Source organism: Tardiphaga sp., assembly GCF_044340795.1.
GTDB lineage: Bacteria > Pseudomonadota > Alphaproteobacteria > Rhizobiales > Xanthobacteraceae > Tardiphaga.
The window spans coordinates 1-26,551 of sequence record NZ_JBIISY010000017.1 but is presented as its reverse complement, the minus strand read 5'-3'; the positions used below and the strand labels follow the sequence as shown (position 1 = coordinate 26,551).

Below are 26,551 nucleotides of genomic sequence, written 5' to 3'. Positions count from 1 at the left end.
CCCCCTTGCCGGGTCAAGGCGTGGTCACGCAGCGATGATGGCGGCCAGCTCCGCGTCCAGCGCGGCGCTGGAAATTTCCATCATCTCAATGGTTTCCGTCCAGAGCAGGGCAGCCCGCACCGGCCGGTCGGGATACAGTTTGGCCAGCACCCCGCGATACAGCGCCAGCTGCCGGATATAGGCTTTTGGCGCTGCCACCAGCTTGCGCGGCGGGTTGTGGTTGGTCTTGTAGTCGACGATCCGGATCTCGGTGGGCGTTACCACCAGCCGGTCGATCTGGCCGGAGACGAGGAAGGTGGAGCCATCCAGCCGCGTCAGGCGGCCGGCTACGGCGACTTCCGCCCGGCTGCCCGGCGCAAACAGCATCGCCAGCCCCGGTTCGCCCAGCAGAGTCAGCACTTTTTTCGCCAGCGTACCGCGCTCGACTTCGGTCCATGTGCTCGCGTTGCGGTCGAGGAAACCCATCGCCGTATCGCGGCGCTTGTCGGCAGCGATCTCGGGCAGCGATTGCAGCAGCCGGTGCACGAGATTGCCGCGCTGCAGGGCCATCTTCCGCTGCCGCTCGGATTCGGCGGTCAGGCCGGTGAAGCGGTCATCGTCTTCGGCGTCCGATGGTCGCAATAAGCTCTCGCGTCGCGGCTGGTCGCCCACCTTCTTCTGCAGCCAGGACGGCAATTCGATCGGGACAGCCGCCGCGACAGTCGCCGCAGCGCTCAGCGCCGGCGTCGGTTCGCCCGGCTTGGTGTAGCGCTTCACCGTGCCGTCCGGCGGCGGCACCTGCTGCATATGCAGGCCGGAAGCTTCCAGCCCCTTCTGGATCAGGTCGTACCAGGAATGCTCGCGCACCGCGTTGCGATTGCCGGGCATGCAGCCGCCGACGATCAAGCGGTCCGCCGCGCGCGTCATCGCCACATAGAGCAGCCGGCGATATTCGTCCTCGGTGTCCTGGATCATGGCCGCGCGCGCCAATGCCACCGCTTCCGGGTCGTCGCTCTTCCTGCCGGCCCACACCACCACGCCCGACGGCCCCGGCGCCGCATTGCCCTGCGGCACATGGATCAGGTTCATGCGCTGCGAATCCGAGGGCGACGACGTGGTGTCGATCATGAACACCACAGGCGCCTCGAGGCCCTTGGCGCCATGCACGGTCATCACCCGCACCTCGTCGCGGGTGATCTCCATGTCGCGCTTCACCTCCGTATCCGCCGCACGCAGCCAGGCGACAAAGCCCTGCAACGAAGCCGGTGCCTTGCGCTCATAGCCGAGCGCGAGTTCGAGGAATTCGTCGAGCGCATCATTGGCCTCGAAGCCGAGCCGGCGCAGGATACGTGCCCGTCCGCCGTCGCCGCCGAGCAGCCACGCATAGAAGGCAAACGGCGTTTCGCTGGCAAAGCGCTTTTCGCAGGCAATCAGCCGCGCCAGCGCCGTGTTCAGCCTCGCATCGCCTGCGGCCTTCTCGCCGAGCGCTTCGCGCAGCGATCCATTCCGGTCCCACGCGATCCTGTACAGATCATCGTCATCCAGTCCGAACAGCGGGCTCTTCAGCACGGTCGCGAGTGCCAGATCGTCCTGCGGCAACAGCAGCGCGTCCGCGAGATTCATCAGGTCGATGATCGCGATATGCTCGGTCAGCTTCAGCCGGTCGGCGCCGGCCACGGGCACGCCCGCATGTTTCAGCGCCTGGATGATCGCATCGAAAGCCGAGCCGCGCCGCCGCACCAGGATCAGCATGTCGCCGTACGAGAGCCGCCGCCGCTTGCCGAGCGGCCCTGTCTCGGTCTTCGCGGCAATCAGCGTCTTGATCTCGGCCTGCACCCGCCGCGCCAGCTTCACTTCAGGGCTGGTCTCGGAGCGCCTGTCGAATGGCGCGTCCCAGCCTTCGATGCTCGGGCGCTCGTCGGGCTGCTCCAGCTCCCACAGGTCGATCAGGCTCGGGCCGGCATCGTCAAGGGATTCATGCTGCGGGTAGGCGCTCTCATTGTGAATGCTGCGATAGATCGCCTCGTCACGGAATACGTGATCGACCGATTGCAGGATCGCCGCACCGGTGCGGAACGAATAGGTGAAGGCCACCGGATCGAATTGCAGCCCGGCCTTCGTGAAGCGCGTCTGCAGCGCGCGCCGGCGCTCGTCGAATTCGCGCGGCGCAGCGCCCTGGAACGAGAAGATCGATTGTTTCTCGTCGCCCACCGCGAAGATGGTGCGCTTGACGCCGTCGCGTGCGCCTTCGCCTGAGGTGAATTCCGCGATCAGATGCGTGAGGATGTCCCACTGCCGCGGGCTGGTGTCCTGCGCCTCGTCGATCAGCACATGGTCGACGCCGCGGTCGAGCTTGTAGTGCACCCAGCTCGCCGCGCCGGATTCCAGCAGCGCCAGCGTCTGGTCGATCAGGTCGTCATAGTCCAGCAGCCCGCGCTCGATCTTCTCGCGGCGATAATTCTCCGCCACCTGGCTCGCGATCACCAGCAGCGATTCCGTGCGCTCGCGCATGGCGACGCCGCGGCGGCGATCCAGCAGCGGAATGATACGATCACCCTCGCGCTGCAAGGTTGCGACAATGCCGGGATGGCCATCGACGATCTTCTTGGTCGCCAGCGATTTGCGTAAGGACTGCTCCTTGGTCAGGAACAGTTCGAGATATTTTTCCACCTGCTCGGTGCCGGAGAGAACGAGCGCATCACGCAGCCGCGTGGCCTGATCGCCATCGGTCTTGCTGCCTGTCGCCAGAATCTCGGCGGTCGCGATCCATTCCTTGCGCGGCAGATGCGGTCCATCGACGATCTCGCCCTCGATCGCTTCGCGTGTATCGGTCGGTGAGACGCCAAGCGTCGCGCAAAGCTGCGCCATCGCGATATCGGTGGAGCCCGCCCGTGCGATCCAGGCCAAAAACTGGTCGCGGCTGAGGCTCGCCTCGCGCACCACATCGCGGAAGGTGACATCGGCCGCGGAGGTCATCGCAATGGTCAGCGCGCGGCCCTCGGCGCTGTCCGGCGCCGCCGCGGCCTGCAGTAGCACTGCGAGCGACGCGCGCTCCATCATCTCGTTCTGGTCGCGGTCATCCAGCACGCTGAAGCGGGCAGGGACATTGGCTTCGAACGGAAATTGCTGCAACAGCCGTGTGCACAGCGCGTGAATGGTCTGCACCTTCAGCCCGCCCGGCGTTTCCAATGCGCTGGCGAACAGTTCGCGCGCGCGTGCGCGCAGGTGGCGATCCGGATTGGCGACGCCGGCAAGCCTGATTTCGGCGTCGAGGGCATCATCGTCCAGCGTCACCCAGTGGCCGAGCCGGGTAAAGACACGCTCGGCCATATTCGCGGCGGCCGCCTTGGTGAAGGTGACGCAGAGGATCTTCTCCGGCGGCACATCATTGAGCAGCAGGCGGATGACGCGATTGACCAGCACATAGGTCTTGCCCGAGCCCGCATTGGCCGAGACGAACACCGAGGATGTCGGGTCGGATGCCAGCTTCTGCTTCGCCGTGGCGGCGTCGGGAATGTTGCGCGGGCCGCTCATGACTCGCCTCCCGCGCCGCCATTGGCGGACCATTCCTTGATGCGCGCGAGATCGTCATAGGCGCCGTAGCGGTTCGACCACATGGACAGCGCAAGTGACGTATAGCCGGTGGCCTCGTCCTCGAATTTGCGGATCAGTGCTTCCAGCTTGGCACGCGCCTCGATAGCGGCATCGTCGGGATGCTGCGCCTCGTCCTTGCGTTCGATGCGCAATTCCAGCGGTCGCTCCTCGCCGGGCGGATTGTTGCCGCTGAGCCGGACATAAGTGAGATCACTCACCGATGCGCCCGCTGCAATGCCGGGGAAGCCGCCCTCGCGCAGGATCGCGGCCTCCAGCGTCAGCTGCGGCGACAGGCCCATGCGCACCTGCTTGCCCGTTGGCGGGTTGCCGGTCTTGTAGTCGAGCAGGGCGAAAGTGCGGTCGGTGCGATGCTCGATGCGGTCGGCGCGCGCAGACAGGTGGAAGACGCGGCCATGGTCGAGCGGGATGGCGATCTCGCCGCGCACCTCCGCATCGATGCTCGCGACATTGAGGCGCCGATCGATTTCCCAATTGGCGAACCAGGATGCGATGCGCAGGAAGCGCGGCCACCACAGCGCCTGCGCTTCCGGCCGGTTCATCAGCGGCGCGAAGCGTTCCTTGCCGATGGCGCGCAAAGCGGCGGCAGGATCGTCGGGCAGCGTCTTGCTGAATGCCAGCGTGAAATCGCCGATGGCATTATGGATCGCCGAGCCGCGATCGGCTGCCGAGAGCGGCATGTCCACGGGATCGAGCGGCGTGAGCCGGAGGATGTATTTCGCATAGATCGAATAGGGATCGCGCAGCCAGTCCTCGATGGCCGTCACGGAGAGCCGCAGCGGGCGGGATTCGCGCGGGGGCTTCGGCTCCGGCTGCGAGATCGGCGTCACCTTGTCGGGCTGATCCAGCGTCTCGGCATAGGCGACATATTTTTCGCCGGCCCTGATCGCCGCTTTCCAGCGCGCCTCGCCGGCCACGGCTTCCATGCGATGCAGGAAGCGCGAAGCCACCGCCGGCGCGCCGCCGACCTTTGCCGCATGACTGAGGATCACCTCGTCATGGCCAAGCAACTGCACGAAGTCATGGGCGGTGAGGCCGATGCGGCGCTCGGGCAGATCGAGGCCGAGCTGGTTGCGCATCGGTCGGCTGAGCCAGGGATCGGTGCGCGGCGACGGCGGCCAGATGCCTTCGACAAGGCCGCCGAGAATGACGCGATCCGATTGCGTGAGCCGCGCTTCGAGCTGGCCATAGATGCGAAGCTTCGCGTCGGCGACTTCCGGCCGGCGCACGATGCGATCGGCGAATCCGGTCTGGAATACGTCGGGATAGTCGCGGAGCGGCAGCATCAGGCCGGAGAGAACAAGGCGATCCTCGCTGCCATCCTCCGGCGTCTCCATCACGAGCAGATCGTCGAATGCGCCGGTCAGCGCATTGCCGCCATGGCGTCCGGCCAGGGCGATCGCGCCGCCCTTGTCGTCCGTGGACAGCAGCTCGATCGCCTTGCGATGCTGTTGTGCGACGAGTGAAAAATCGATCGGCCGGTGCGGATGAATGCTTTCCAGCGGCGCCAGCGCCTTCTGCAGTTCCGAGATCAGGTCGTCGACACGATCCAGCTTCTCCCCCGAGAGCCTTGCGCGAGCATCGCCCCGATGCAGCTTGCCGAACTCCTCGCGAAAGCGCGCGAAATCCTGCTTGAGCCCCTTGGTCCCCGGCGTCGGCCGCGTGCCGCGCAGCAGCGCCAGCTCCAGCGTCTCGATGGCGTCGGTCCATCCATGCGCCGGAGCGCCGAGGTGGAACAGCGGATGCTTCAGCAATGCGAGCAACGTCGCCGGCTCCAGTTGCTCGGCGGCGGCTTCAGCGACGAGCCGTGCAAAGATGCCGGCGGATGTTTCGGTCAGTGCATCGCCGCCGGAATCGTCGAACAGCAGATTCCAGCGTCCCAGCGCTGCCATCACGCGCCGCGCCAGCGCGCGGTCTGGCGTCACCAGTGCGGCGGACTTCTTCTGCTCATGCGCCTCGCGCATCGCAATCGCGATGGCGAGCGCTTCCATTTCCGGATTGGCCGCAGCGATGACGGAGAGGTTTGTCATGCCGGCAGCGATCTTCGCTTCGACGTCAGGTTCGCTCAGCCGCTTGTGCCACTGCGCGGTCGCATTGGACGGCCGCATCGCTTCCGACGCCAGCAATTCACGGCCATGCGGGGACGGCGTGCCGAGAATGGTCACATCGCTGCGGTTGATCGCAAACCGTTCCAGCAGCGCATGCAGCGCGTATTGCGGATGGTTCGATGCGGAGGCCTCGACGAAGCCGAGCACGTCGCGGCTGCCGCCGATCAGCTTCCACGAGGCTTCATCGAGATCGGTATCGAGCCCCGGCAGCACCACGGCGCCTAGCGCAAGCTGCGCCACCGCATGCAGGAATTTTGCGGTGGTCGGCATCGAACCGGTCGAACCCGCAGCGATGATCGGGCCGCCGGTATGGGCCTTCAACCGCGCGGCTTCCGCATCGATCAGCAGATCGCGCCGGACAGCGGGTTCGATGCGCTGGTGGCTGGCCAGTTCGGCCGGCCAGTATTCGCGCGCGATCTTGAGGAAATCGAGCGTCAGCTGCCAGTATTTGTCATGCGCATCGGGCACCAGCGCGTCGAGATCGGACCACGGCACCTGCCGGGTCGCCATGTCGTCCATCAGCCGCGCGAGATCGTCGCCGAGTGCGAGCATGGAGGCGGGGCCGCCAGCCACCAGCGGCGCCTGGGCGGGGTTGTCAGGCTTGATGCGCTTGGCCCAGAAATCGATCAGCCGTGCCAGCAGCAGCCGACGCTGCAGTCCGTCGAGCGCAGGCGATACGTCGGGGAGATCGAGCGCATCGGGGGCGGCGGCATGGGCGAAAGCGAGTTCTTCCTCATCGACATCGCCGAGCGGCACGATGCGCGGCAGCAACACGGCGTCGCCGCCCAGCACGTCGAGAAACACCTCCTGCGCCATGCGCCCGGCGCGGCGTGTCGGCAGATACAGCGTGACGGTGGCGAGCTTTGCGCGATCCGTGCGCGCCTCGAAGCCGGGCACGAGATCGCCATCCACGAGCGCCGTGATCAGCGTGCGCAGGAATGGCGCCGAGGATGGAATGGTAAAGACGCGCATGACGGGCCCGATTCGGAGAACAGGCGCATCATGGCATGATGAGGGAGGCGACGGGAGTCGCGTTACGCCACGCTCGCCAGGAACGCGTCTTCCGCGGCGCGCACGGCATCCGGCGTGCCGACATGCATCCACACGCCGTCCATGCGCAGGCCGTACAGCCGCTCCGCCTCATTGGCGCGGTCGAACAGTTTGGTCAGCGCAAATTCGCCGTCCGGTGCATCCGCAAAGATCGCCGGCGAGATGATGGCGACGCCGGCATAGACGAAGGGGACCACCTGGTTTTCCTTGCGACGGCGCAGCGTGCCATCGGTGCGCATCTCGTAGTCGCCCTTGCCGCTGTAGCCGATGCTGTTCGCGGTCGGTGCCATCAGCAGCAGGATGTCCATTTTCGCCGGATCGAAATTTTCCGCGAGGCGATCGAGATTCGGGCGCACGCCGTCGATCCACATGGTGTCGGCATTGACATGATAGAACGGTGCATCGCCGAGCAGTGGCAGCGCCTTCACCACGCCGCCGCCGGTGCCGAGCACCAGGTCGCGCTCGTCCGAAATCGTGATCTTCGGCTGACTGCGCGACTTCACATGATTGATGATCTGGTCCGGCAGGTAATGCACATTGACCACCGCCTCATCAACATCCGCGGCAGCGAGTTTGTCCAGCACGTGGTCGAGCAGCGGCTGCCCGGCGACAGGTACCAGCGGTTTCGGCATGGTCTCCGTGAGCGGGCGCATGCGCAGCCCGAGGCCGGCAGCGAGAACCATGGCTTTGGTGGGTTTTACGGACATGACGATGCGTCTCGACGAACGATTCTGATGTGTTGCGAAAGTGTAGCACAGCGGGCGATGCCGCGCATAAATTGATCGAAAAATAAGGGGGCGATATGACGGCGATGCGACATCACATCGCGCTCACGCGTCGGCGTCTTCGGCATCCGGCCGCCGCGAAGCTTTTTTCCGCTTCTCGCCTTGTTTGAGAAAATTGACACCGATCTGGTCGCCATTCACCCAGGCGAGTTCGCAGCGGCGATAGGCGAGACCGGTGGAGGACAGCAGCAAGAAGAATTCCTTCAGGTTGAGACCTTCCACCGTCGTCGCGACGGTCAGCTTTGCACCAGTTTCGGAAACGTCCTCGAGCATGCAGCTGCGGCGCCAGGTCCCGTCGATGCCCATCATGACAGCGGGAAAGCCACGCTCGAAAACGACTCGATAATCTCCACGCCGTTCTGAAGGATGCATGATCGATTCTCGCGCAGGTCCAGGCGCTCGGCATGCGGGGCTGGCCGATCTCGAATTTAGAATCGCTGGGCTAAGAGAGCGTTAAGGATTGCTGCGGCCCAAAGCTCCGTCCCCCATGGTGAGGAGCGCGCCCTTCCGCGCGTCTCGAACCATGAATTGGCTTGGCTCCCGAGCGTGCGGCCATCCCTTGCGAATGGCTGCGCCATTCGCTGGGAGACGCCGCTGTGCGGCTCCTCAGGATGAGGGCGGAGTTACTGCGGCGCCGGTACATATCTCTCATACCAGTCGCGAAACGCCGCCAGCCGCGGATGTGCGAGCGAGCGAGTAAGATAGGTCCAGATCCGCGGCTGGTGCTTGAGATAATGCGGCTTGCCATCGCGGCGATTAAGGCGCGCGAACGTGCCGAGCAGTCGCGTGTTTCGCTGTGCGGACATGATGGCATAGATTTCCGCGAACGCCGCCGGATCGAAATCGGGCTCTGCGGCCAGCCGCGCCTTGATGTAGCGCGTGAGCATCGCAAGCTCGATCTGCTCGGGCACATCGATACGCGCATCCTGCAGCAGCGACACCACGTCATAGGCCGCAGAGCCGAGCACCGTGTCCTGGAAATCGATCACGCCGACCTGGTTGATGCCCTCGCGTGTGGGCAGCCAGATCATGTTCGGCGAATGGAAGTCGCGCAGCACCCAGGTGCGCGGCGCGGCCTCGATGGACTTCAGCAATTCGCGCCACATGGCGAAGAACTCCGCCTGCAGCACCTCGGCGGGCGCAGCATCGCGGTCCGGCAGATACCATTCCGGCATCAGGCCGACTTCGATCATCAAGGCCTCGGTATCGAAAACCGGGATCGCATAATCCTGATGCGGCAGCAGCGGCAGCGTGTCCGGCAGCGCCTTGCCGTGCAGCATGGCCAGCATGTCGGTGGCCGCCTGATAGCGCTCCACCATCGGCGCCGGGGGCGATCCCTCGATCACGCCTTCGGTGCCAAAATCCTCGGTGATCAGGAAGCCGGCATCGAGATCGGCATGATGGATCGCCGGTGCCGAAATGCCCTGCGCGCGAAGACCGTTGGCAATGGCGACGAAGGGTCTTACGTCCTCGGCCAGATGCACCGCGGCGCTGTAGGACTTGCCGCCATAGACAGGCGCGCCATCCGGGCGCTTCGGGGCGTTCATCAGGATGAAGATGCCGTCGTCGCGGATCAGCCGCGCATAGGAGCGGGTCGACGCATCGCCCGCCATGCGTTTCCGGCCGGCATCGAGATAGCCGGCTTCGTCGAGGAATTCGCGCAGGGTCTGCAGCCGCTGCACCACGGCGGCGGCCTTGCCATGCCCGGTGATCTCCGCTGCCCGCGCCAGCGAGCCGAGCGCCGGGCGATGGGTGAGCGTGATGTCGATGCGGTCTGCAGGCAGGTCACCCTCGGCGCGCTCCGGCCATTCGATCAGCGCCACGGTGCCTTCCGGGAGCGGCGAGAGACCAATCTCCTCCATCTCGCCGGGCTCGGTGATCCGGTAGAGATCCGCATGCACCAGCGGGAAGGATGGCAGGTCGTAGCTCTGCGCCAGCGTGAAGGTCGGGCTCGGCACTTCGAGGTCATCGTCGCCGGCGAGATAGCGGATCATCGCGCGGGCGGCGGAGGTCTTTCCGGCACCGAGATCACCGGAGAGCGTAATGACATCGCCGGCGCTGATCAGCAGCGCCAGGTCGGCCATCAGTGCGGCAGTGGCGTCCTCATTGGGCAGTGCAAGGGAGAAGGTTTTTTGCTCCGTCATGCGCGGGTTTGTCCCGCGTATCCACGTCTTTGGCAACAGTCGGCGAAGACGTGGATGGCCGGGTCGAGCTCGGCCATGATCAGAGAAAGGGCTGCTGCGGCGCTCATTCGGCCGCGTTACGATGGGCGGTTTGGTCCAAAGGGAAATCGCAGCTCACTGTGGTGCCCCTCCCGACGGTCGAATCGATGCGCACCTTGCCGCCATGCAGCTCGACGAAGGAGCGCACGAGGGACAGGCCAAGCCCGGCGCCGCGATGGCGCGAGCCATTGGCGTGGCTCTCGAACCAGTCAAAAATCTTGTCCTGCTTGTCGGCAGGAATGCCGGGGCCGCGATCAGTCACCGAGAAGGTGATCATGTGGTCCGTACGCGCCGCCCGCAGGGTCACCGCGGAATCATGCGGCGCGAAGCCGACCGCATTCGCAAGCAGGTTATACAGCACCTGTACCACGCGGCTTTCGTCGCCGATGAAGCTGCCGATATCGCTGGCCACATCGATCTGCAGCGCGATGCGGTCGCGCGCCAGGCGATCCTGTACGCCTTCGGCGGCGGCATCGATGATGGCGCGGATGTCGATCGGCCCGAGATTCAGCGACATGGCGCCGGCATCGATGGTGGCGAGATCCAGGATGTTGTTGATGATCGCCAGCAGCGCCGAGGTCGATGTGGTGATGTAGTCGAGATACTCGGCCTGCTTGGTCAGCAGCGGGCCGGTGGAGGAATCGCTCAGCAGATGCGCGAAGCCGATGATGGTGGTCAGCGGCGAGCGCAGCTCGTAGGAGACGTGGTGGACGAAATCCACCTTCATCTGGTCTGCCGCCTCGAGCGCCTCGTTGCGTTCGCGCAGCGCGCGCTCGACATTCTCGGCGTCCGAAATGTCCTGGAAGGTGAGCATGGTCGCGCCATCGGGCAGCGGCATGCTCATGCAGGCCAGCACGCTGCCGTCCTTGCGTTCCATCTTCAGCGGCACCGGCGCGCGGTTGTCGATGGAGGTGATGGCGCCGCGAATGGTCTGCCAGACGGCCGGCTCGTCGAACAGCGGCCGGCACCAGGTCTCGACCATCTCGATATGCGGCTGCTGCGCCAGCGCCTCGTCGGATAGCCGCCACATGCGCGCGAAGGCCGGATTGAACAGCTGCGCGCGGCCATTGCTGCCGAACACGGCGACGGCTTCGCCGAGCGCATCGAGCGTCTCGCGCTGGACGCGGATCAGGCCGTCGAAGCGGCGTTCGAGATCGAGGCGTTCGGTGACGTCGTCATAGAGATAGGTGACGCCACCCTCGGGGTTCGGCGTGGTGACGATGGAGAGCGCGCGGCCATCCGGCAGATACCAGACGTCCTTATGCGCTTCATTGGCGTGATAGGCCTCGTGCAGCTTGGTCTTCCAGGTGCGGAAGTTCGGCTGTTCCGGCAGTTTTCGCGCAGCACGGAGACGATCGAGCACGCTGGAATCGTCGGGATTGCCGTCGAGGAAATTGCGGTCGAGGTCCCAGAGCCGGCGATAGGCGTCGTTGTAGAAAGCGAGCCGGCGCTGGCCGTCGAACACGGCGACACCGGACGAAAGCTGGTCCAGCGTGCGGCGATGCGCTTCGACCATGCGCTGCAGCGCCGCCTTGAGCGCGGCCGCTTCCGAGGCGTCGATGGCCATGCCGGCGCTGCCTGCGCCGATGCGTGCGGCATGCACGTCGAAGATCCGCCGCTCGCCGGAGATCACGATCGGCACGCGTGCCGCGAAAGGCAGGTTGTCGTTCAGCGATTTCGCGAGATTCGCGCGATGGTCGCTGTCCAGCAGTTCGAGATTGCGGCCGATGGCGTCGGCAGTGTCGGTGGCGTCCGTCGCGTGGACATAAGCGGCATTGGCGAAAGCCAGCTTGCCATCCGCATGGCGCGCCCAGATCGGATAGGGCGCCGCATTGGCGAAGCCGCGTAGCGTGTCGCTCTCTTCGGTGAGTTCGCGATAGCGCAGCGTCATTTCCGCCAGTTCGCGGCGCAGGCCGGAGAGTTCGCGAATCCGCACGATGGCTTGCCCGCCAATGGCGCGCCCCATCGCCTCGATGGCGCGACCCGTGGTCGTCGTGAGATTGAGCACAAAACCTTCGCCGGCATCGAGCAGCGCATCGACGGCGTGATCCATGCGCAGCGCCGGTTCCGGCGGCAGCCAGGTGCCGAAAGCAAGGATGCGCTGCGGCTGATGCGCCTGCGGATCCTGCGACATCATGATGGCGGTGTCGCCGGAGATTTCGGGACGGGTTTCGCCCGCGGCCCAGGAGATCAGTACCTGCGGCTCGGTAAACAGCAGCGCGCGAAAGCGATCGGCTTCGGCCTGCACGGCATGGAGTTCGTTGCGCAGCTTGGTCTCGGTGCGCGCCGCGCGCAGCCGGTTGCGCATCAGCAGGATCGCGCAGAGCACGGAGAATCCGAGCACGGCGCCGCCGGTGGTGAGGGCTGCGATTTCCTGGCGGTCGAGATCGACGAGGCCGGCCAATGTGAGTGGCGAGTCTTCGGCGGCGAGCGCGCGGGAGGCGAGTGCAACAGACGCACCGACGCCGACAAGCCCGTCACGCACCATGGCGGTGCATGAGAGCAAGGTCCGACGCATCATCGCGACCACGCCTGGCATTCTTTGCCCCAAAACCGCACGACTCCCCAGGCGGTCCCCGCACCACCTCAAACGAATCGGTGGAGGATATCTGCTTCGGGAGTCGCCGGGTAAGAGTCCAGACCGTGAACGTGAATCAGGCGGTTAAGAAAATGGCCGGTGTTTGAATCGAATTGCCGTGAGTGTGGCGAAAAGACTCGGTCCCGTAGGATGGGTAGAGCGCAGGCGCGCAGCGCCGGAGCGAAACCCATCGGCGGAGTCTCCCGCATCGTTCGACCGATGGGTTTCGCTTCGCTCTACCCATCCTACAGCTCCGCGCCTTACCGCCCCGTCGATCCAAACCCGCCGCTGCCGCGCTCCGTCTTGCCGAGCGCCGTCACGACAACGAGTTCCGCCTGACTCACAGGCGCAATCACCATCTGCGCGATTCTCTCTCCGCGCTTGATCGTGAAAGCTGCGCTGCCGTGATTGATCAGCAGCACCGCGATCTCGCCGCGATAATCCGCGTCGATCGTGCCAGGCGAATTCAGCACCGTGATGCCATGCTTCGCCGCCAGCCCGGAACGCGGGCGCACCTGCGCCTCGTGGCCTGGCGGCAACGCGATGCTCAGCGCGGTCGGCACCATCGCAATCTTGCCTGGCTCCAGAACAACTGGTGCGGAATCCGCTACCGCCGCGAGCAGGTCCATCCCCGCGGCATGGGCGGTCTGGTAGGCCGGCAGCGGCAGTCTCTCGCCATGGGGCAACTGCTGGACTTCGACTTTCACGGTGCTGCTCATGGTATCTCTTTCGCGGTGGCAGAAGCGATGCGCGCGACAAGCGTCACCGCTACGTCCTCCTTGCTCATCGGCGCCCATGAATCAACGGCGATCTCGCCGGAGTCCCTGTCGCGCGTCAGGAGATTCACGGTGTTGCTGTCGCCGCCCATGATGCCGGTGGCGGGGGAGACGTCATTGGCCACGATCCAGTCGCAGCCCTTGCGCTTGATCTTGGCCGTGGCGTTCTCGATCAGATGCTCGGTCTCGGCGGCGAAACCGATCACCAGCGGCGGACGATTCGATTCGCGTTTCGAAATCGTCGCGAGGATGTCGGGATTTTCGGTGAGCTGCAGCGGCGGCATCGCCTCGCCCGCTTGCTTCTTGATCTTCTGTGCACCTTCGCTGACGACGCGCCAGTCGGCGACAGCCGCCGCGAAGATCGCGATATCGACCGGGAGTGCCGCTTCCACCGCGCTCAGCATGTCGCGCGCCGATTCCACATGCTTGACGTCCACGCCGCGCGGTTCATCGAGTTCGACCGGGCCTGAAACCAGAATCACGTCAGCGCCTGCAGCGCGCGCCGCATCGGCAATCGCATAGCCCTGCTTGCCCGACGAGCGATTGGCGATGTAGCGCACCGGATCGATCGGCTCATGCGTCGGCCCCGCGGTGATGAGGATGCGCTTGCCTTTCAGCGGCTGCGGAATGGTTGGCCGCAGCAACGCATTCGCCGCCTCGGCAATTTCGGTCGGCTCCGCCATGCGGCCGACACCCGCTTCGTTGCGCTCCGCCATCTCGCCGGCATTCGGCCCGATCACGCGGATGCCATCACGCTGCAACTGCGCGACATTGCGCTTCGTCGCGGGGTTGCCCCACATCAGCGGATTCATCGCCGGCGCGATCAGGATCGGCTTGTTCGATGCCAGGAGAATTGCAGACGCCAGATCATCCGCGTGCCCGTTCGCCATCTTGGCCATCAGGTCGGCGGTGGCGGGCGCGACGACGATCAGATCGCATTCGCGCGCGAGGCGGATATGCCCGGCATCGAATTCGCTCTGTGGATCGAACAGGTCGGTATAGGCGCGCTCGTTGGAAAGTGCGCTTGCGGCCAGGGCGGTGACGAATTTCTGCGCGCCCTGGGTCAGGACGACGCGGACATGGATGCCGCGCTCCTTCATCCGGCGGATCAGGTCGAGCGCTTTATAGGCCGCGATGCCGCCGCCGATGATCAGTGTGACTTTTGGCGGATTGCCTCCGTGTTGCCGCAAGATTTCGCGTGAAACGGGCGATCTGGGCGACGGGTCTTGCGGCAAACCAGTGGCCTCACGGTGGCCGCCTTGCGACGCCTCCCGCAGAATGACCCGGACTTCGTCCTCCACGGACCGCCCATTCCGGGCCGCCCGCAGCCGGATTTCGTCCCGGACCGCGTCGTCGAGATTACGAATGGAGAGATTGGCCATGGCCGCCCCGCACTACTTTGACGGCAATGCTAGCACAAAGTGCTAGCGATGCAATCAGCGGACGGTGAGCAGAATTCCGATGAAGGTCAGCGCAATCACCCAAATCCCGATGGTCCGCCAACGGGTCTGCCTGGCGCGGATTCTGCCAATGGCGGCAATGGTTTCGTCGTCGAGCCGGACACCGTTCCGGGTCATGGTCTCGAGCTGTTCCAGCACCGTCATCGCCCGCGTCGCCAGCATCGGCAGGCCGGACGCGGCCTTGCCGAGTTCCCCGGCGCCGGCCAATGCGCCCTGAATCTTGCCCAGCGGCCCCAGATTGCGCTCGATCCATTCGCGCACCACGGGATCGGCGACCTTCCAGATGTCCAGTTTCGGATCGAAAGTGCGCGCGACGCCCTCGACCACGACCATGGTTTTCTGCAGCAAAATCAATTCCGGCCGCGTCTGCATGTCGAACAGGCCGGTGACTTCCAGCAGCAAAGTCAACAACTTGGCCATGGAGATTTCTTCGGCGGTCCGATTATGAATCGGCTCGCCGATCGCCCGGATCGCCTGCGCGAAGTTCTCCACCGAGTGATGGCCGGGCACATAGCCAGCCTCGAAATGCACTTCGGCCACGCGGCGATAATTGCGGGTGATGAAGCCGAGCAGGATTTCCGCGAGGAAGCGACGTTCCTTCAAGCCGAGCCGGCCCATGATGCCGAAATCGACGGCGACGAGTCGCCCGTCACTGCCGAGAAACAGATTTCCCGGATGCATGTCGGCATGGAAGAAGCCGTCACGCAAAGCGTGGCGGAGAAAACTCTGGATCACCTTGCGGCCGAGATCGGGCAGATCGATATCCGCGGCAGCGAGCCGCGCATGATCGTTCAGCGCGATGCCGTCGATCCACTCCATCGTCAGCACATTGTGCGAGGTCCGATCCCAATCGACCTCGGGGACGCGAAAATCAGGATCGTCCTTCGTGTTCTCTGCCATTTCGGAGAGCGCGGCGGCCTCGAGCCGCAGGTCCATCTCCATCGCGACCGAACGCGACATCACGGTGATGATCTCGATCAGCCGGAGGCGACGTGCTTCGGCCGAATGCTCTTCGGCATTGCGCGCGACGAAGAAGAAATCACCGAGGTCGCGGCGGAATTGCGCGGACACGTTTGGACGCAGCACTTTCACGGCGACGGTCTTGCGGATGCCGTCCTTCACGATCTCCGCGCGGTGCACCTGTGCGATGGATGCAGCCGCCACCGGTGGCGAGAAGCTCGCATAGAGCTGCGACATCGGCCGTTCCAGCGACGCGGCGACGACGTGCTCGGCTTCGGTCAGCGAGAACGGTGGCAGGCGGTCCTGCAGATTCTCGAGATCGCGCGCCATCGCGACGCCGACGACGTCGGGGCGTGTCGCGAGAAACTGGCCGAGTTTCAGATAAGCTGGCCCCAAACGCGTCAGTGCGCGTGAGAGTTTTGGCCCGGTCTGCGCATTCTTGCGCTCGATCAGCCGCGCGATCTTCACCGCCAGCAGCGCCGGCGGCGGGATCAGTGCGGGGTCGACCGCGCCGAACACGCCCTCGCGCGCGAAAACGATGCCGGCGCGGGCCAGCCGCGTGATATGCGAAAGAGCAGAGATCACAAACGCCAGCCCGAATGCAGCGCGACGATGCCGCCGGAGAGCACTTCGTATTTTACCCTGTTAAAGCCGGCGTCGCGGATCATGTCGGCGAACGCATTCGGCTTCGGAAACCTGCGGATCGATTCGACGAGATACTGATAGGACTCGGAATCGCCGGTCACCGCCTTGCCCATGGGCGGGATCACCTTGAACGAGAACAGGTCATAGATCTTGTCGAGACCAGGCACGTCGACGGTCGAGAATTCGAGGCAGAGGAAGCGGCTGCCGGGCTTCAGCACGCGATACGCTTCCTTCAGTGCGCGGTCGATGCGCGGCACATTGCGGATGCCGAAGGCGATCGTATAGGCGTCAAAGCTCTTGTCCTCGAAAGGCAGCTCCTCGGCATTGCCTTCGATGAAGGACACCTGATGTTCGAGATGCTGCTTGATGGCGCGCTCGCGGCCGACTTCCAGCATGCCCGTATTGATGTCGCAGACGGTGGCGGCGAAGCCGAGGCCCGAGGCCTTCGCCGCGCGGAACGAGATGTCGCCGGTGCCGCCGGCCACGTCGAGCAACGCAAAGGGCGCGTCCGAGCGCGGCGGGTTCAGCGTGTTGATCATCACGTCCTTCCAGACGCGATGCATGCCGCCGGACATCAGGTCGTTCATCAGGTCGTAGCGCTGGGCCACGCTGTGGAACACCTCGTTCACCAGCGTCTGCTTGTCGCCGACGGGAACGTCCCGATAGCCGAAATGCGTGGTTTCGCCCGGCTGATCCATGCTGCTCATCTCAAAAAACCTCGATTGCGGCGGACCATAGCCTGCCGGCGGCAAAGGGGCTATCACGTCAGCCCCTCAAGGTGAATGACCCATCTCATGCCCGAGCTCCCCGAAGTCGAAACTGTCCGACGCGGCCTGCAGCCGGCCATGGAAGGCGCCCGGATCGATCGTCTGGAGCTCCGCCGTGGCGACCTGCGGTTTCCGTTCCAGCCGGATTTTGCGCAGCGGTTGCAGGGGCGGCTAATCACCAGCCTTGGGCGTCGGGCCAAATATCTGCTCGCGGACCTCGATTCCGGCGACGTCCTGCTGATGCATCTCGGCATGTCCGGCTCGTTCCGCGTCGTGTCCGACGGGACCAATGAGATGCCCGGCGCATTCCATCATCCGCGCAGCGACGAACGCGCGCATGACCATGTGGTGTTCCACATGTCGTCGGGGACGCAAGGTCAAGAGGTTGCGGTGATCTACAACGATCCCCGCCGCTTCGGCTTCATGAAGATCTTTGCGCGCAGCGAGGCGGAGCAGGAGCCGTTCATCAAGGATATCGGTCCGGAGCCGCTCGGCAACGAATTCGATGCCGCGATGCTGGCGGCGGCCTGCCGCAACAAGAAGACGAGTTTGAAAGCGGCGCTGCTCGATCAGACCGTGGTCGCCGGTCTCGGCAATATCTATGTCTGCGAAGCCCTGTTCCGCTCGCATCTGTCGCCGCGTCGCCTCGCCGCGACGCTGTCGACCAAGAAGGGCGAGCCGACCGAGCGCGCCGTGCATCTGGTCGATGCCATTCACGACGTGCTGAATCTAGCCATCAAAGCCGGCGGCTCATCACTGCGCGACCATCGCCAGACCTCGGGCGAACTCGGCTATTTCCAGCATTCGTTTCAGGTCTATGACCGCGAGGGCGAACCCTGCAAAACCGATGGCTGCTCGGGAATCGTGAAGCGCTTCGTGCAGAGCGGGCGATCGACCTTCTGGTGCCCGAAGTGTCAAAAGTGATAGCCGTCATTGCGAGGAGCGTAGCGACGAAGCAATCCAGAGCCTCAAAGAAAACTGGATTGCTTCGCTTCGCTCGCAATGACGGCAGAGGCCGGCGTCTAGCCGCCAGAGCTTTGCATCCGCTTCTGCATCTCGGTTGCCGGCCATTGGACGGCCGGCTTACTGGCGAAGAATGATCTGATCGTTTCGGCTTCGGTCGCAGTAATCCGCCCGGAAGAGATGCTATTCTCCAGGCTCTTGGCTTCCTGAGTGCCGTTCTTTCGCTGATCCGCCATCTCAAGCTCTCTGCGTGATTTCCTGAAGGACGATGACAAGCCGCGATGGGCCGCTGCCAATAGTCTCGGTCTGCTTATCTACGACGCGAAAGTGGCAGTCGGTCGGCAGAAGAGCTTCTTCTTCATGGAAGTTGGGCGACAGCCACCAGATTGCCCTCGCACTAGACGCCCGAATGATAAACAAGACGTTTCCGCCGAAAGCACCAGTCTGAGAGAATGATGCGCTTGTGAAGCCTGGGAAGCTGACGACTCCGTCGATTGCATAGCTGGCGTCAAAGAAGCTCAGATCATCCGTGAGGTAGCCGCGATACACGGTGGCCGCCGCCCGGCCGATGGGAGGTATCTTGTCTAAAGCCGTGTTCAGGACTTCGGCAAAGGCCGCGACATCGCTGCTCGGTCGGCCAGTCCAAAGCTCGGCATTGATGGCGCTGTGCCACCCATTGGCGGTGGCATAGACGTAGAAGGCCACAGCCTCAAAATTGACTATTCGGCCAAGAAATATCTCGTCCAGCTGTTCGACGAGGCAAATCTTTCGCGCGCAGCGGGTTGCTTCTGTCGCTCCGATCAATCTCTCGAGTACCTGGAGAAATTCAACTCCGTGCACTTGGACCACACCAGTTTGAGGTGGCAGGATCGTCGCGTATTCGCACCAATGTTAGATGCGCGATTAAAAGCGTTCAAGGTATCCCTTGCCTCTCCACGTCGAGCGATCCGCACTGCTTGCTGCCCAGGAATGAGCCCATGACCGATGCTTCCAATCCCTCCGTCCGCTTCAATGACGGTGCTGCCTATGAGCGCATGATGGGCGTGTGGAGCAGGCTTGCCGGCGAGGTGTTTCTCGACTGGCTTGCGCCGAAGCAGGATCTCGCCTGGGTCGATGTCGGCTGCGGCAATGGTGCGTTCACGGAGCTGATCGTGCAGCGCTGTGCACCGCGGGCGGTGGATGGCGTCGATCCGTCCGACGGCCAGCTCGCTTATGCGCGCAAGCGGCCGGGCACGCAGATCGCCACCTATCATCAGGGCGATGCGATGGCGCTGCCGTTTGGCGATGACGCCTTCGATGCGGCGGTCATGGCGCTGGTGATCTTCTTCGTGCCGGAGCCGTCACGCGGCGTTCCCGAGATGGCGCGGGTGGTGAAGCCCGGCGGTCTGGTCGCTGCCTATGCGTGGGATATGGACGGCGGCGGCTTTCCACTCGAACCCGTGATGCGCGAGCTGCGGGCCATGGGCTTTGTGCCGCAGCCGCCACCCCATCCCGATGCGTCCCGGACAGAGAACCTGGTCGCGCTGTGGCAGGGCGCCGGGCTCGTGGATATCGAGACGCGCCGGATCGACGTGGCGCGCCGCTTCGAGAGCTTTGAAGACTTCTGGGCGGCTTCCACCTCCGGCTCCACGGTGAAGCCGGCGGTGGCCGCGATGGCGCCGGATGTGCTGGCCGAGTTGCAGGAACGCGTGCGGGCGCATCTGACGGAGCAACCTGGCGGGGCAGTAAGTTACGACGCCTTTGCCAATGCCATCAAAGGGCGGATGCCGGGCTGATACCGGTCCATTCGTCAAATCGCCTGCAAAATTGTCTCAACTTGAACTGGTGTATAAATACCGGAGATAACCACGGCGCGCGCAAATGCTCGCCTGGCGGCCATTTCTATGATGGTTGCGAGGCACCGCAGGAGCCTCCCGTGTCCGTCGAAAAATTCCTCAGGCAACGCGCCGTCAATGTCGTGGTCGGTGGCCATTACACACTCTCGAACTGGCTCGATCCCGAGGGCAAGCCGCGCAGTTTTGCGTGCCGCACCAGCCGGGTGTCGCCCTTCCGGATGATCGTGGACGTGCCGGTGATTGGCCGGGTCGGCGATCGGATCGGCACTTATTTCGGCGATTTCGGCAGGATGGAGGGCGAGATCAGCGACACCGTGGCGGGCAGCTTCCTGCTCGAGCTGATGCTGACGCGCCCGCAGCGGCAAAGGATGTCGGACCAGCTCATCTGGCTGGAGAAGAAGCAGAAGGATCCGACCATCAAGGACGGCCGCAAGCAGGCGCGTATCGTGCCGGCCAGCCCGCATTCCATGCTGACTTTTGCCGATGGAGCGATGAAGAGCTGCTTTGTCATCGACATGTCGCCGTCCGGTGCGGCGGTGTCGGCGGATGTGCGACCGGAGATCGGCACGCCGCTGGCGGTCGGCGCGTGTGTCGGCCGGGTCGTCCGTCATCTCGATGGCGGTTTTGCCGTGAAATTCATCGATGAACAGGGCCGCGACGTGCTGGAACGTCGCGTCATTCGCCCGCTGCAGGCGCCTCGCATGCAGCGCATGGCGACGCTGGAGCAACGGATGGACAGGATGGAAGAGGCGTAAGCGATCGCAGGATCACTTGCGCACGCAGATCAGGCGCAGCATCGAGGCCTTGGCATCGCCGGCCTTGCCCGCCTCCGTTGAAACGCCATTCGCTTTAACGAAGTTGCGGACGACATCCGCGGGCGCCAGCACGGCCTGTGACGTCGCAGTTGCGGGGCCGGCGATCACGACCGGCTTCAATTGCGTGAGGCCTGCAAAAGTGCCCTCGGTGTCGATGGCAGCGGCTCCGGCGAAGCCGATGCCGGGTGAGGGCGACAATGTTGTCTCATTATTCGTTCCCTGCGTGGTGGCAGCCTTGACGCTGCTCACGGCACCGCCGCCACCCTGGTTCTGCGGATCGGCAATGCCGATCAGCGTGAGATCGGACTTGGCTGCGCCCGTGCCGAGCGGCAGTGGCCTGAGATCGCGTGCGCCATAGATGCGCAGCAAGGCGAGGTCGCGCGTCTTGTCCTCGGCGATCTTGTCGGCGTTGCCGTGGCCGGCCACGGTGATGGACAGGCAGCCATCCACGGCGGGGCGATCGGTGACGATGGCGCCATCGGCGCTCACCACGATGCCCGATGCATATTCGACCTTTTTGCGCGGGGGCGGCGCTGCAGCCTGCGCGCTGGCGGGAAAGGCATCGAAGGCCGAGGACATCGCGATCACCACCGGCTCCATCGTGCCTTCGGTGGCCTGATCGTAAAGGATGGTGAGGATGCGGACCTCGTCGCCCTTCAGCTGGCCGCGGACATAGAATTTCTTCTGGCTCTGCAGGCCGGACAGCACGAAGAAATCCGGCTTCACGGCGCTGTAATCGAGCTTGCGGCCGGGCTGCTTGCGTTCGGCTTCGGCGAGTTTCGCCGATGTCAGCGCCTCCTCCCTGCGGCGGGTCAGCAGCACCTGGATCGTGCCGGTGGAGGATTGCCACTTGCTGCCGCCGGAATCGGAGATCTGTTGCGGCACCAGTTTGCCGGGAATGCCGAGCCTCGCGCCCGTCACCAGGTCCGTGACGATCTTCCAGCCGACGGTGTCGCGCGGCTTCTTCGCGGCAGCGGCGAGCAGGCCGCGTTCCTGCGGATTCAGCACGCCGGTCGGCTTGCCGCCGTTGGTCTGCTGAAACGCCTTGATGCTGTTGACCATGCGGTCGGAGACCTCGCCATTGATCGCGCCGTTATAGTTCCCGGTCCAGGCGAGATCGGACTGGATCGACAGGCGCTCGGTCTGGGTCATGCTCTTGGCGGTGTCGGCAGGCGTCTGCACGGCCGGGCGCACCGGCACCGTGGCGACGGGTTTCGGCTTCACGGGCGTGCTCTGGGCGGGGGCCTGCGCATGAGCGGCGGAGGCCAGCATGATCATCGCGGTTGCCGACAGCATCGATCTCATGACATGTCCCGTGTGAAGCCTGTGATTGATTTTGCGGCAATTAAGCACATCTGCTGGGTCGGTGACAGCCACGACGAGGTTCAGGAATAAAACGTCATTGCGAGGAGCGCAGCGACGAAGCAATGCAGGGCTACACGAAGAAAGACTGGATTGCTTCGCTGCGCTCGCAATGACGGCGGAGAGGACGGAGAAACAATGCTGAGCGGCGATGAACTCGAGCGCTATGCGCGCCACATCGTGTTGCGCGAGGTCGGCGGCCCCGGCCAGACCAAGCTGCGCGCGGCGAAGGTGCTGGTGATCGGCGCTGGCGGGCTTGGCGCGCCGGCGTTGATGTATCTCGCCGCGGCGGGCATCGGCACGCTGGGTGTGGTGGATGATGACGAAGTGTCGCTGTCCAATCTGCAGCGCCAGATCATTCATGCGACGCCGGATATCGGCGCGTTGAAAGTGGATAGCGCGGCGGCGAAGATTTATGCGCTCAATCCGCATGTGAATTTCGCCAAGCATGGCGAGCGGCTGACGGCCGCCAATGCGATGGCGCTGATTGGTGCCTACGATCTCGTGCTCGATGGCTCCGACAATTTCGCCACGCGCTATCTGGTTTCAGATGCCTGCTATCTCGCCGGCAAGCCGCTGATCTCCGCGGCACTCGGCACATTCGATGCGTCGCTGACGACGCTGCGGCCGCATGAGTGCAACGACAAGGGCGCGCTCAATCCGACCTATCGCTGCCTGTTTCCCGAAGCGCCGCCGCCGGGCACCGTGCCGAGCTGCCAGGAGGCCGGCGTGATGGGCGCGCTGGCCGGGATGATCGGCTCGATGATGGCGCTGGAAGCGATCCGCGAGATCGTGGGTTTTGGCGAGGGGCTGGTCGGGCGCCTGTTGATGATCGACGCCCGTTCGATGCGGTTCGAGACGCTGCGCTATGCGCGCGATCCCGCCAATCCGCTGAACGGCGATGCGCCGTCCATTACGGATCTGAGCGGTTATCGCTGAAGCGTTCAGCCACTCGCCGCGGCGACGAGCTTGCCATAGCGCTCGCTGTCGCTGCGCAGCTCGGCCTCGAAGGCGTCGGGCGTCGAACTGGTGATGCTGACGCCCTGTGCCGCATATTGCTGGACGAGAGCGGGGTCGGTGAGCACCTCGGCAAGATCGCGGGCGATCTGGCTCACGATCGGCTTTGGCGTCGCGCCTGCGGCCAGCATGCCGAACCAGCTGTCATAGGCAAAATCGGGCAATCCGGCCTCCGCGAAGGTTGGCACATCGGGCAATTGCGGCAGGCGCGTCTTGCTTGTAACCGCCAGCGCGCGGAGCTTGCCGGATTGGATCAAGTCACCGCCGACATTGAAGAAGGTGAAGGCCATGCTGGTGTCGCCGCGCATGACGCTGACCTGGGACTCCGGTTGCCCCCGATGCGGCACAAGCACCATCTTCGTGCCGGTCAGGCTCTTGAACAGTTCGGCGGCGATGCCGGTGGAGCTGCCGACGCCGGCGGAGCTGTAACTGAGTCCGTCTGGTTTGGCCTTCGCGGCGGCGATGAATTCGGCCAGCGTCTTGAACGGCGCGTCGGGCGGAACGATCAGGATCACCGCAGTAGTGGCGACGCGGCTGATGGCGGCAAAATCCTTGATCGGATCGAAACCGAGATTCTTGTTCACCACACCGACCACGCTATGGCCGTTGGAGGTCAGCATGATCTGCGACCCGTCGGCGGGGCCCTTGGCGATGCTGCTGACGCCGGCGATGCCCGGCCGGTTCTCGACGATGACCTGCTGCTTCCACTTGGTGGCGAGCTTCTCCGCCACCGTGCGGGCGAGAATGTCGGTCATGCTGCCGCCCGAGAACGGCACCACGATGCGCACCATCTGGCTCGGATAGGTCTGTGCGGACGCGTTGCTGCCGACCAGCGCCGCGGACGCGGCGAGGCCGGAGCCGATCATGAACTGTCGGCGATCCATTGGTTTCCTCCGTGTGAACGCAAGTGCCGGGCTTTCAGTCTCTGGCGGTGTTGGGCAGTGGCATTGCGAGCAGCACCACGGCCGGCTTGTTCGTCTCGTTGCGCAGCGCGCGGATTTCATTCGGCGCGATGCGGCAGGAATCCCAGGAGTTCAAAGTGGCGGTGCCGTCCGGCGTCTCGAAGGTCACTTCGCCGTGCAGCACCACATAGAATTTCTCCTCCGGAGATGCGGATGGCGTGATGCCGCCGCCGGGCAGGATCTGGCTCATGCCGAGCCACATCACATCGCTCGGCCCGGCCTCGCGGCCCTGCAGGCGGAACATCCGCATGTCGGTGTGGCCGGGCGCCTCGTAGCGCGGTGCGTCGCTCAGGCGGACGACATGCATGGCTTCACCCTCCGGGCTGGAAGACGACGCGATCGCGCGACGAGCCGAGCACGGCAGCATAGGCTTCGGCCGCGCGGGTCAGCGGATAGATCGCGTTTGTTTCGATCGGGAACGGCTTGAGCGCACCGGACGCGAAGCCCGGCACGAGATCGCGCAGCACGTCGGCGCTCGCCGTGGAGGATAGCGCAAGCGTGTCGATGCCGACATAGGTGTGCCGGCCGCGATAGAAGGCGAAGATGTCGAAGGCGACCGGCTTTTTCACCGAGGCGATGAAGATCTGGCGGCCGAGCAGCGCGAGCGATCTTGTGCCGGCGTCGTAGTAGGGCTCGCCCACGGTGTTGTAGACGATATCGGCGCCCTTGCCGCCGGTGAGTTCGCGCACGGTGGCGGCGACATCGCTGCGGCTGGAATCGATCACGGTGATGTCGTCATGGGCATGGCCGACATAGGGCTCGTCCTTTCGCACCACGCCGATCACACGGGCGCCTTGCCATGATGCAATCTGCGTGGCGGCCTGGCCGACCTTGCCGTTGAGGCCGAGGATCAAAACGGTCTCGCCGGGTTTCGGCATGCCGGCGCGGCGAAAACCTTCTTGCGCGGTGACGAAGGGCACGCCGAGGCCGCCGGCCTCGAGAAGGCTGATATTGGCAGGCTTCTCTACCAGCGCATCGGCTTCGACCACCAGATGTGTCGCATGGGTACCGTCGCGGCGGATGCCGAGATCGCCGGAGGAGCCGAACACTTCCTTGCCGATGAGTGCGTCCGGGCCTTCGATAACGACGCCGGCGAAATCGCGGCCGGGTGTCCGCGGGAAGATCGCATAGGGCATCATCCCGATTGCCGCTTTCGCATCCGACGGATTGACGGCCGCCGCCTTGATCTCGATGAGCGCATCACCGTCCTTCACGCGCTTGAGCGCGTGCTGCTCGATCGCCGGCGCGATGCGCTCGATCTGTTCGACCTTGGCGTTGACGCGCAGGCAGGTGGCCGTGGTCATGATGTCCTCACAAAGCCCGTCCGCCATCGACGACGATCAGCGAACCGGTGGAATAGGTGAGATGCGTGGCGCAGGCGGCGATGGCACGGCCGACATCCTCGGCCGTGGCGACGCGCTTGAGCGGAATGGTCGGCGCCACTTTTTCGAGTGCGGCGGCATCGCGGCCGGGCACGAAATCGGTGGCGACCACGCCGGGGGACACCGACATCACGCGCACGCTCGGCGCCAGCGCGCGGGCGAGCGACTTTGTCATGGTGTCGATGCCGGCCTTGATCGCGGCATAAGCGAGATTCGAGCCGACGCCGCTGAGGCCGGCGATCGAGGAGACGCTGACGATCAGTCCGTCGCCGGACGCCTTGAGCATCGGCGCGAAGGCACGGATGGCGGCAAACTGTCCGCGCCAGTTTACCTTGAACATGTCGTCGATGAACTCGTCGGTGAGCGCATCAAGATCGCCGATCGGAATGGGCTTGGTGTAGCCGGCGGTGTTGACGAAGATGTCGCAACGGCCGAAGGCGTACTGCACGTCGCTGGCGAGTTCGGTGAGTGTTGCGGTGTTCTCAACGACAGCTCGACGGGCGATGTGGCCGTTGCCGGGAAGCTTCGCCAGCAGCGCATTCGCGGCGGCTTCGCCGGAGCGCCATGTCACGACGACGGTGGCGCCCTCTGCTGCGAGCATCTGTGCCGCCGCGGCGCCGATGCCGCCGGAGCCGCCGACGATCACAGCAATCTTGCCTGAGAGTGGCTGTGTCATCGATCGCTCACTTGATGGGAGGATGCGGGAGCGTGGCTTCGCCGGGCTCCATCACGAATGTGTAGTTGAGGCTGAACCAATCGCCGCTGACATCGGGCGCCGGTGGCGATCCATCGCCCTTGCGGAAGTCGCCGATCAGCGCGCGCGTTACGCCGAACACGACGTCGCTCTCCAGATGCTCGTCGTGATCGACGAAGACCTGGGTGATCAGCGTCTTGAAGCCGGGTTTGTAGGCGAGGACATGCAGATGCGCGGGCCGATAGGGATGGCGGCGCTGGGCGGCCAGCATTTCGCCGGTCGGGCCGTGGGTTGGCACCGGATAGCCGGCCGGTTTGACGGAGCGGAAACTGAAGCGGCCGTCCGCATCGGTCTCGAACACGCCGCGCAGGTTCATATCGGCCTGCCCGTCGTCCTGGTTTTCATACATGCCGGTCGGCGACGCCTGCCAGATATCGACGCGGGCACCTGCGATCGGCGCGCCGTGGGCGTCGCGGATGTTGCAATCGACAAAGAGCGGTGGCCCGGGCGTTGGCGAGCGGACGATGGACGCGCCGTTCTCCATGTCAGGGGCATTGGCGCGCCAGAACGGTCCGAGCA

The 26,551-nt window shown here is 64.5% G+C and carries 20 protein-coding genes and 1 pseudogene; 4 read left to right on the top strand and 17 right to left on the bottom strand.

Annotation, left to right across the window (positions count from 1 at the left end):
* Positions 1-24: 24 nt before the first annotated feature.
* The 10 genes from addA to ubiE all read right to left on the bottom strand — a co-directional run bounded on the left by addA (position 25) and on the right by ubiE (position 16,873).
* Positions 25-3,513 carry a double-strand break repair helicase AddA gene (addA, locus tag ACIQ17_RS04800; protein WP_398465949.1) on the bottom strand — a complete coding sequence of 1,163 codons (3,489 nt, stop codon included), beginning with the start codon at positions 3,511-3,513 and terminating at the stop codon, positions 25-27.
* Positions 3,510-6,671, bottom strand: coding sequence for a double-strand break repair protein AddB (addB, locus tag ACIQ17_RS04795; protein WP_398465947.1), 3,162 nt, complete (start codon positions 6,669-6,671; stop codon positions 3,510-3,512). Before addB ends, addA begins: the two co-directional genes overlap by 4 nt.
* Before the next feature lie 62 nt (positions 6,672-6,733).
* Positions 6,734-7,456: a nucleotidyltransferase family protein gene (locus tag ACIQ17_RS04790; protein ID WP_398465945.1), complete on the bottom strand. Its 723-nt coding sequence runs from the start codon at positions 7,454-7,456 to the stop codon at positions 6,734-6,736.
* A 123-nt stretch (positions 7,457-7,579) separates the two neighbouring features.
* Complete coding sequence (locus ACIQ17_RS04785; protein ID WP_398465943.1) at positions 7,580-7,906, bottom strand: PilZ domain-containing protein; 327 nt, start codon at positions 7,904-7,906, stop codon at positions 7,580-7,582.
* A 251-nt stretch (positions 7,907-8,157) separates the two neighbouring features.
* Complete coding sequence (gene tsaE, locus ACIQ17_RS04780) at positions 8,158-9,678, bottom strand: tRNA (adenosine(37)-N6)-threonylcarbamoyltransferase complex ATPase subunit type 1 TsaE (protein ID WP_398465940.1); 1,521 nt, start codon at positions 9,676-9,678, stop codon at positions 8,158-8,160.
* Positions 9,679-9,781: 103 nt separating this feature from the next.
* Positions 9,782-12,295: an ATP-binding protein gene (locus tag ACIQ17_RS04775; RefSeq protein WP_398465938.1), complete on the bottom strand. Its 2,514-nt coding sequence runs from the start codon at positions 12,293-12,295 to the stop codon at positions 9,782-9,784.
* Positions 12,296-12,594: 299 nt separating this feature from the next.
* Positions 12,595-13,053, bottom strand: a complete 459-nt coding sequence (gene dut / locus ACIQ17_RS04770; RefSeq protein WP_398465936.1) for a dUTP diphosphatase — start codon at positions 13,051-13,053, stop codon at positions 12,595-12,597.
* A complete protein-coding gene (coaBC, locus tag ACIQ17_RS04765) occupies positions 13,050-14,492 on the bottom strand; it encodes a bifunctional phosphopantothenoylcysteine decarboxylase/phosphopantothenate--cysteine ligase CoaBC (protein ID WP_398465934.1) in 1,443 nt (480 codons plus the stop codon). The genes dut and coaBC overlap by 4 nt, the downstream gene beginning before the upstream one ends.
* Before the next feature lie 54 nt (positions 14,493-14,546).
* Positions 14,547-16,115 (bottom strand): 2-polyprenylphenol 6-hydroxylase, encoded by a 1,569-nt coding sequence (gene ubiB, locus ACIQ17_RS04760; RefSeq protein WP_398465932.1) that lies wholly within the window; start codon positions 16,113-16,115, stop codon positions 14,547-14,549.
* Positions 16,112-16,873 carry a bifunctional demethylmenaquinone methyltransferase/2-methoxy-6-polyprenyl-1,4-benzoquinol methylase UbiE gene (gene ubiE / locus ACIQ17_RS04755; protein ID WP_398465992.1) on the bottom strand — a complete coding sequence of 254 codons (762 nt, stop codon included), beginning with the start codon at positions 16,871-16,873 and terminating at the stop codon, positions 16,112-16,114. Before ubiE ends, ubiB begins: the two co-directional genes overlap by 4 nt.
* Before the next feature lie 96 nt (positions 16,874-16,969).
* Between ubiE and mutM the strand changes: the two genes are divergently transcribed.
* On the top strand, positions 16,970-17,866 hold the full coding sequence (mutM, locus tag ACIQ17_RS04750; protein WP_398465930.1) for a bifunctional DNA-formamidopyrimidine glycosylase/DNA-(apurinic or apyrimidinic site) lyase: 897 nt from the start codon (positions 16,970-16,972) through the stop codon (positions 17,864-17,866).
* 276 nt (positions 17,867-18,142) lie between these two features.
* Here the strand turns inward: mutM and ACIQ17_RS04745 are convergent, their stop codons facing one another.
* Entirely contained in the window at positions 18,143-18,709 is a 567-nt protein-coding gene (locus ACIQ17_RS04745; RefSeq protein ID WP_398465927.1) for an ADP-ribosyltransferase domain-containing protein, read from the bottom strand.
* A 173-nt stretch (positions 18,710-18,882) separates the two neighbouring features.
* On the opposite strand from ACIQ17_RS04745, the gene ACIQ17_RS04740 reads away from it, so the two are divergent.
* Both ACIQ17_RS04740 and ACIQ17_RS04735 read left to right on the top strand, forming a co-directional pair.
* Positions 18,883-19,680, top strand: a complete 798-nt coding sequence (locus tag ACIQ17_RS04740) for a class I SAM-dependent methyltransferase (protein ID WP_398465925.1) — start codon at positions 18,883-18,885, stop codon at positions 19,678-19,680.
* A 140-nt stretch (positions 19,681-19,820) separates the two neighbouring features.
* A complete protein-coding gene (locus tag ACIQ17_RS04735) occupies positions 19,821-20,495 on the top strand; it encodes a PilZ domain-containing protein (RefSeq protein WP_398465923.1) in 675 nt (224 codons plus the stop codon).
* Positions 20,496-20,507: 12 nt separating this feature from the next.
* Here the strand turns inward: ACIQ17_RS04735 and ACIQ17_RS04730 are convergent, their stop codons facing one another.
* A complete protein-coding gene (locus ACIQ17_RS04730) occupies positions 20,508-21,860 on the bottom strand; it encodes a serine protease (RefSeq protein ID WP_398465921.1) in 1,353 nt (450 codons plus the stop codon).
* Positions 21,861-22,055: 195 nt separating this feature from the next.
* Between ACIQ17_RS04730 and ACIQ17_RS04725 the strand changes: the two genes are divergently transcribed.
* Positions 22,056-22,856, top strand: coding sequence for a HesA/MoeB/ThiF family protein (locus ACIQ17_RS04725; protein ID WP_398465918.1), 801 nt, complete (start codon positions 22,056-22,058; stop codon positions 22,854-22,856).
* 5 nt (positions 22,857-22,861) lie between these two features.
* Here the strand turns inward: ACIQ17_RS04725 and ACIQ17_RS04720 are convergent, their stop codons facing one another.
* The 5 genes and pseudogenes from ACIQ17_RS04720 to ACIQ17_RS04700 all read right to left on the bottom strand — a co-directional run.
* On the bottom strand, positions 22,862-23,818 hold the full coding sequence (locus ACIQ17_RS04720; RefSeq protein ID WP_398465916.1) for a Bug family tripartite tricarboxylate transporter substrate binding protein: 957 nt from the start codon (positions 23,816-23,818) through the stop codon (positions 22,862-22,864).
* Between the two features lie 34 nt (positions 23,819-23,852).
* Entirely contained in the window at positions 23,853-24,203 is a 351-nt protein-coding gene (locus ACIQ17_RS04715; protein WP_398465914.1) for a cupin domain-containing protein, read from the bottom strand.
* Positions 24,204-24,207: 4 nt separating this feature from the next.
* Complete coding sequence (locus tag ACIQ17_RS04710; protein ID WP_398465912.1) at positions 24,208-25,200, bottom strand: zinc-binding alcohol dehydrogenase family protein; 993 nt, start codon at positions 25,198-25,200, stop codon at positions 24,208-24,210.
* Between the two features lie 7 nt (positions 25,201-25,207).
* A complete protein-coding gene (locus ACIQ17_RS04705; protein WP_398465910.1) occupies positions 25,208-25,954 on the bottom strand; it encodes an SDR family NAD(P)-dependent oxidoreductase in 747 nt (248 codons plus the stop codon).
* 7 nt (positions 25,955-25,961) lie between these two features.
* Positions 25,962-26,551, bottom strand: a pseudogene (locus ACIQ17_RS04700) (catechol 1,2-dioxygenase); the annotation flags it as partial.

Coding starts and splice junctions, on each gene's coding strand:
- addA (WP_398465949.1), bottom strand. CDS start 3,513: ATGAGCGGCCCGCGCAACATTCCCGACGCCGCCACGGCGAAGCAGAAG.
- addB (WP_398465947.1), bottom strand. CDS start 6,671: ATGCGCGTCTTTACCATTCCATCCTCGGCGCCATTCCTGCGCACGCTG.
- ACIQ17_RS04790 (WP_398465945.1), bottom strand. CDS start 7,456: ATGTCCGTAAAACCCACCAAAGCCATGGTTCTCGCTGCCGGCCTCGGG.
- ACIQ17_RS04785 (WP_398465943.1), bottom strand. CDS start 7,906: ATGCATCCTTCAGAACGGCGTGGAGATTATCGAGTCGTTTTCGAGCGT.
- tsaE (WP_398465940.1), bottom strand. CDS start 9,678: ATGACGGAGCAAAAAACCTTCTCCCTTGCACTGCCCAATGAGGACGCC.
- ACIQ17_RS04775 (WP_398465938.1), bottom strand. CDS start 12,295: ATGCCAGGCGTGGTCGCGATGATGCGTCGGACCTTGCTCTCATGCACC.
- dut (WP_398465936.1), bottom strand. CDS start 13,053: ATGAGCAGCACCGTGAAAGTCGAAGTCCAGCAGTTGCCCCATGGCGAG.
- coaBC (WP_398465934.1), bottom strand. CDS start 14,492: ATGGCCAATCTCTCCATTCGTAATCTCGACGACGCGGTCCGGGACGAA.
- ubiE (WP_398465992.1), bottom strand. CDS start 16,873: ATGGATCAGCCGGGCGAAACCACGCATTTCGGCTATCGGGACGTTCCC.
- mutM (WP_398465930.1), top strand. CDS start 16,970: ATGCCCGAGCTCCCCGAAGTCGAAACTGTCCGACGCGGCCTGCAGCCG.
- ACIQ17_RS04740 (WP_398465925.1), top strand. CDS start 18,883: ATGACCGATGCTTCCAATCCCTCCGTCCGCTTCAATGACGGTGCTGCC.
- ACIQ17_RS04730 (WP_398465921.1), bottom strand. CDS start 21,860: ATGAGATCGATGCTGTCGGCAACCGCGATGATCATGCTGGCCTCCGCC.
- ACIQ17_RS04725 (WP_398465918.1), top strand. CDS start 22,056: ATGCTGAGCGGCGATGAACTCGAGCGCTATGCGCGCCACATCGTGTTG.
- ACIQ17_RS04720 (WP_398465916.1), bottom strand. CDS start 23,818: ATGGATCGCCGACAGTTCATGATCGGCTCCGGCCTCGCCGCGTCCGCG.
- ACIQ17_RS04715 (WP_398465914.1), bottom strand. CDS start 24,203: ATGCATGTCGTCCGCCTGAGCGACGCACCGCGCTACGAGGCGCCCGGC.
- ACIQ17_RS04710 (WP_398465912.1), bottom strand. CDS start 25,200: ATGACCACGGCCACCTGCCTGCGCGTCAACGCCAAGGTCGAACAGATC.
- ACIQ17_RS04705 (WP_398465910.1), bottom strand. CDS start 25,954: ATGACACAGCCACTCTCAGGCAAGATTGCTGTGATCGTCGGCGGCTCC.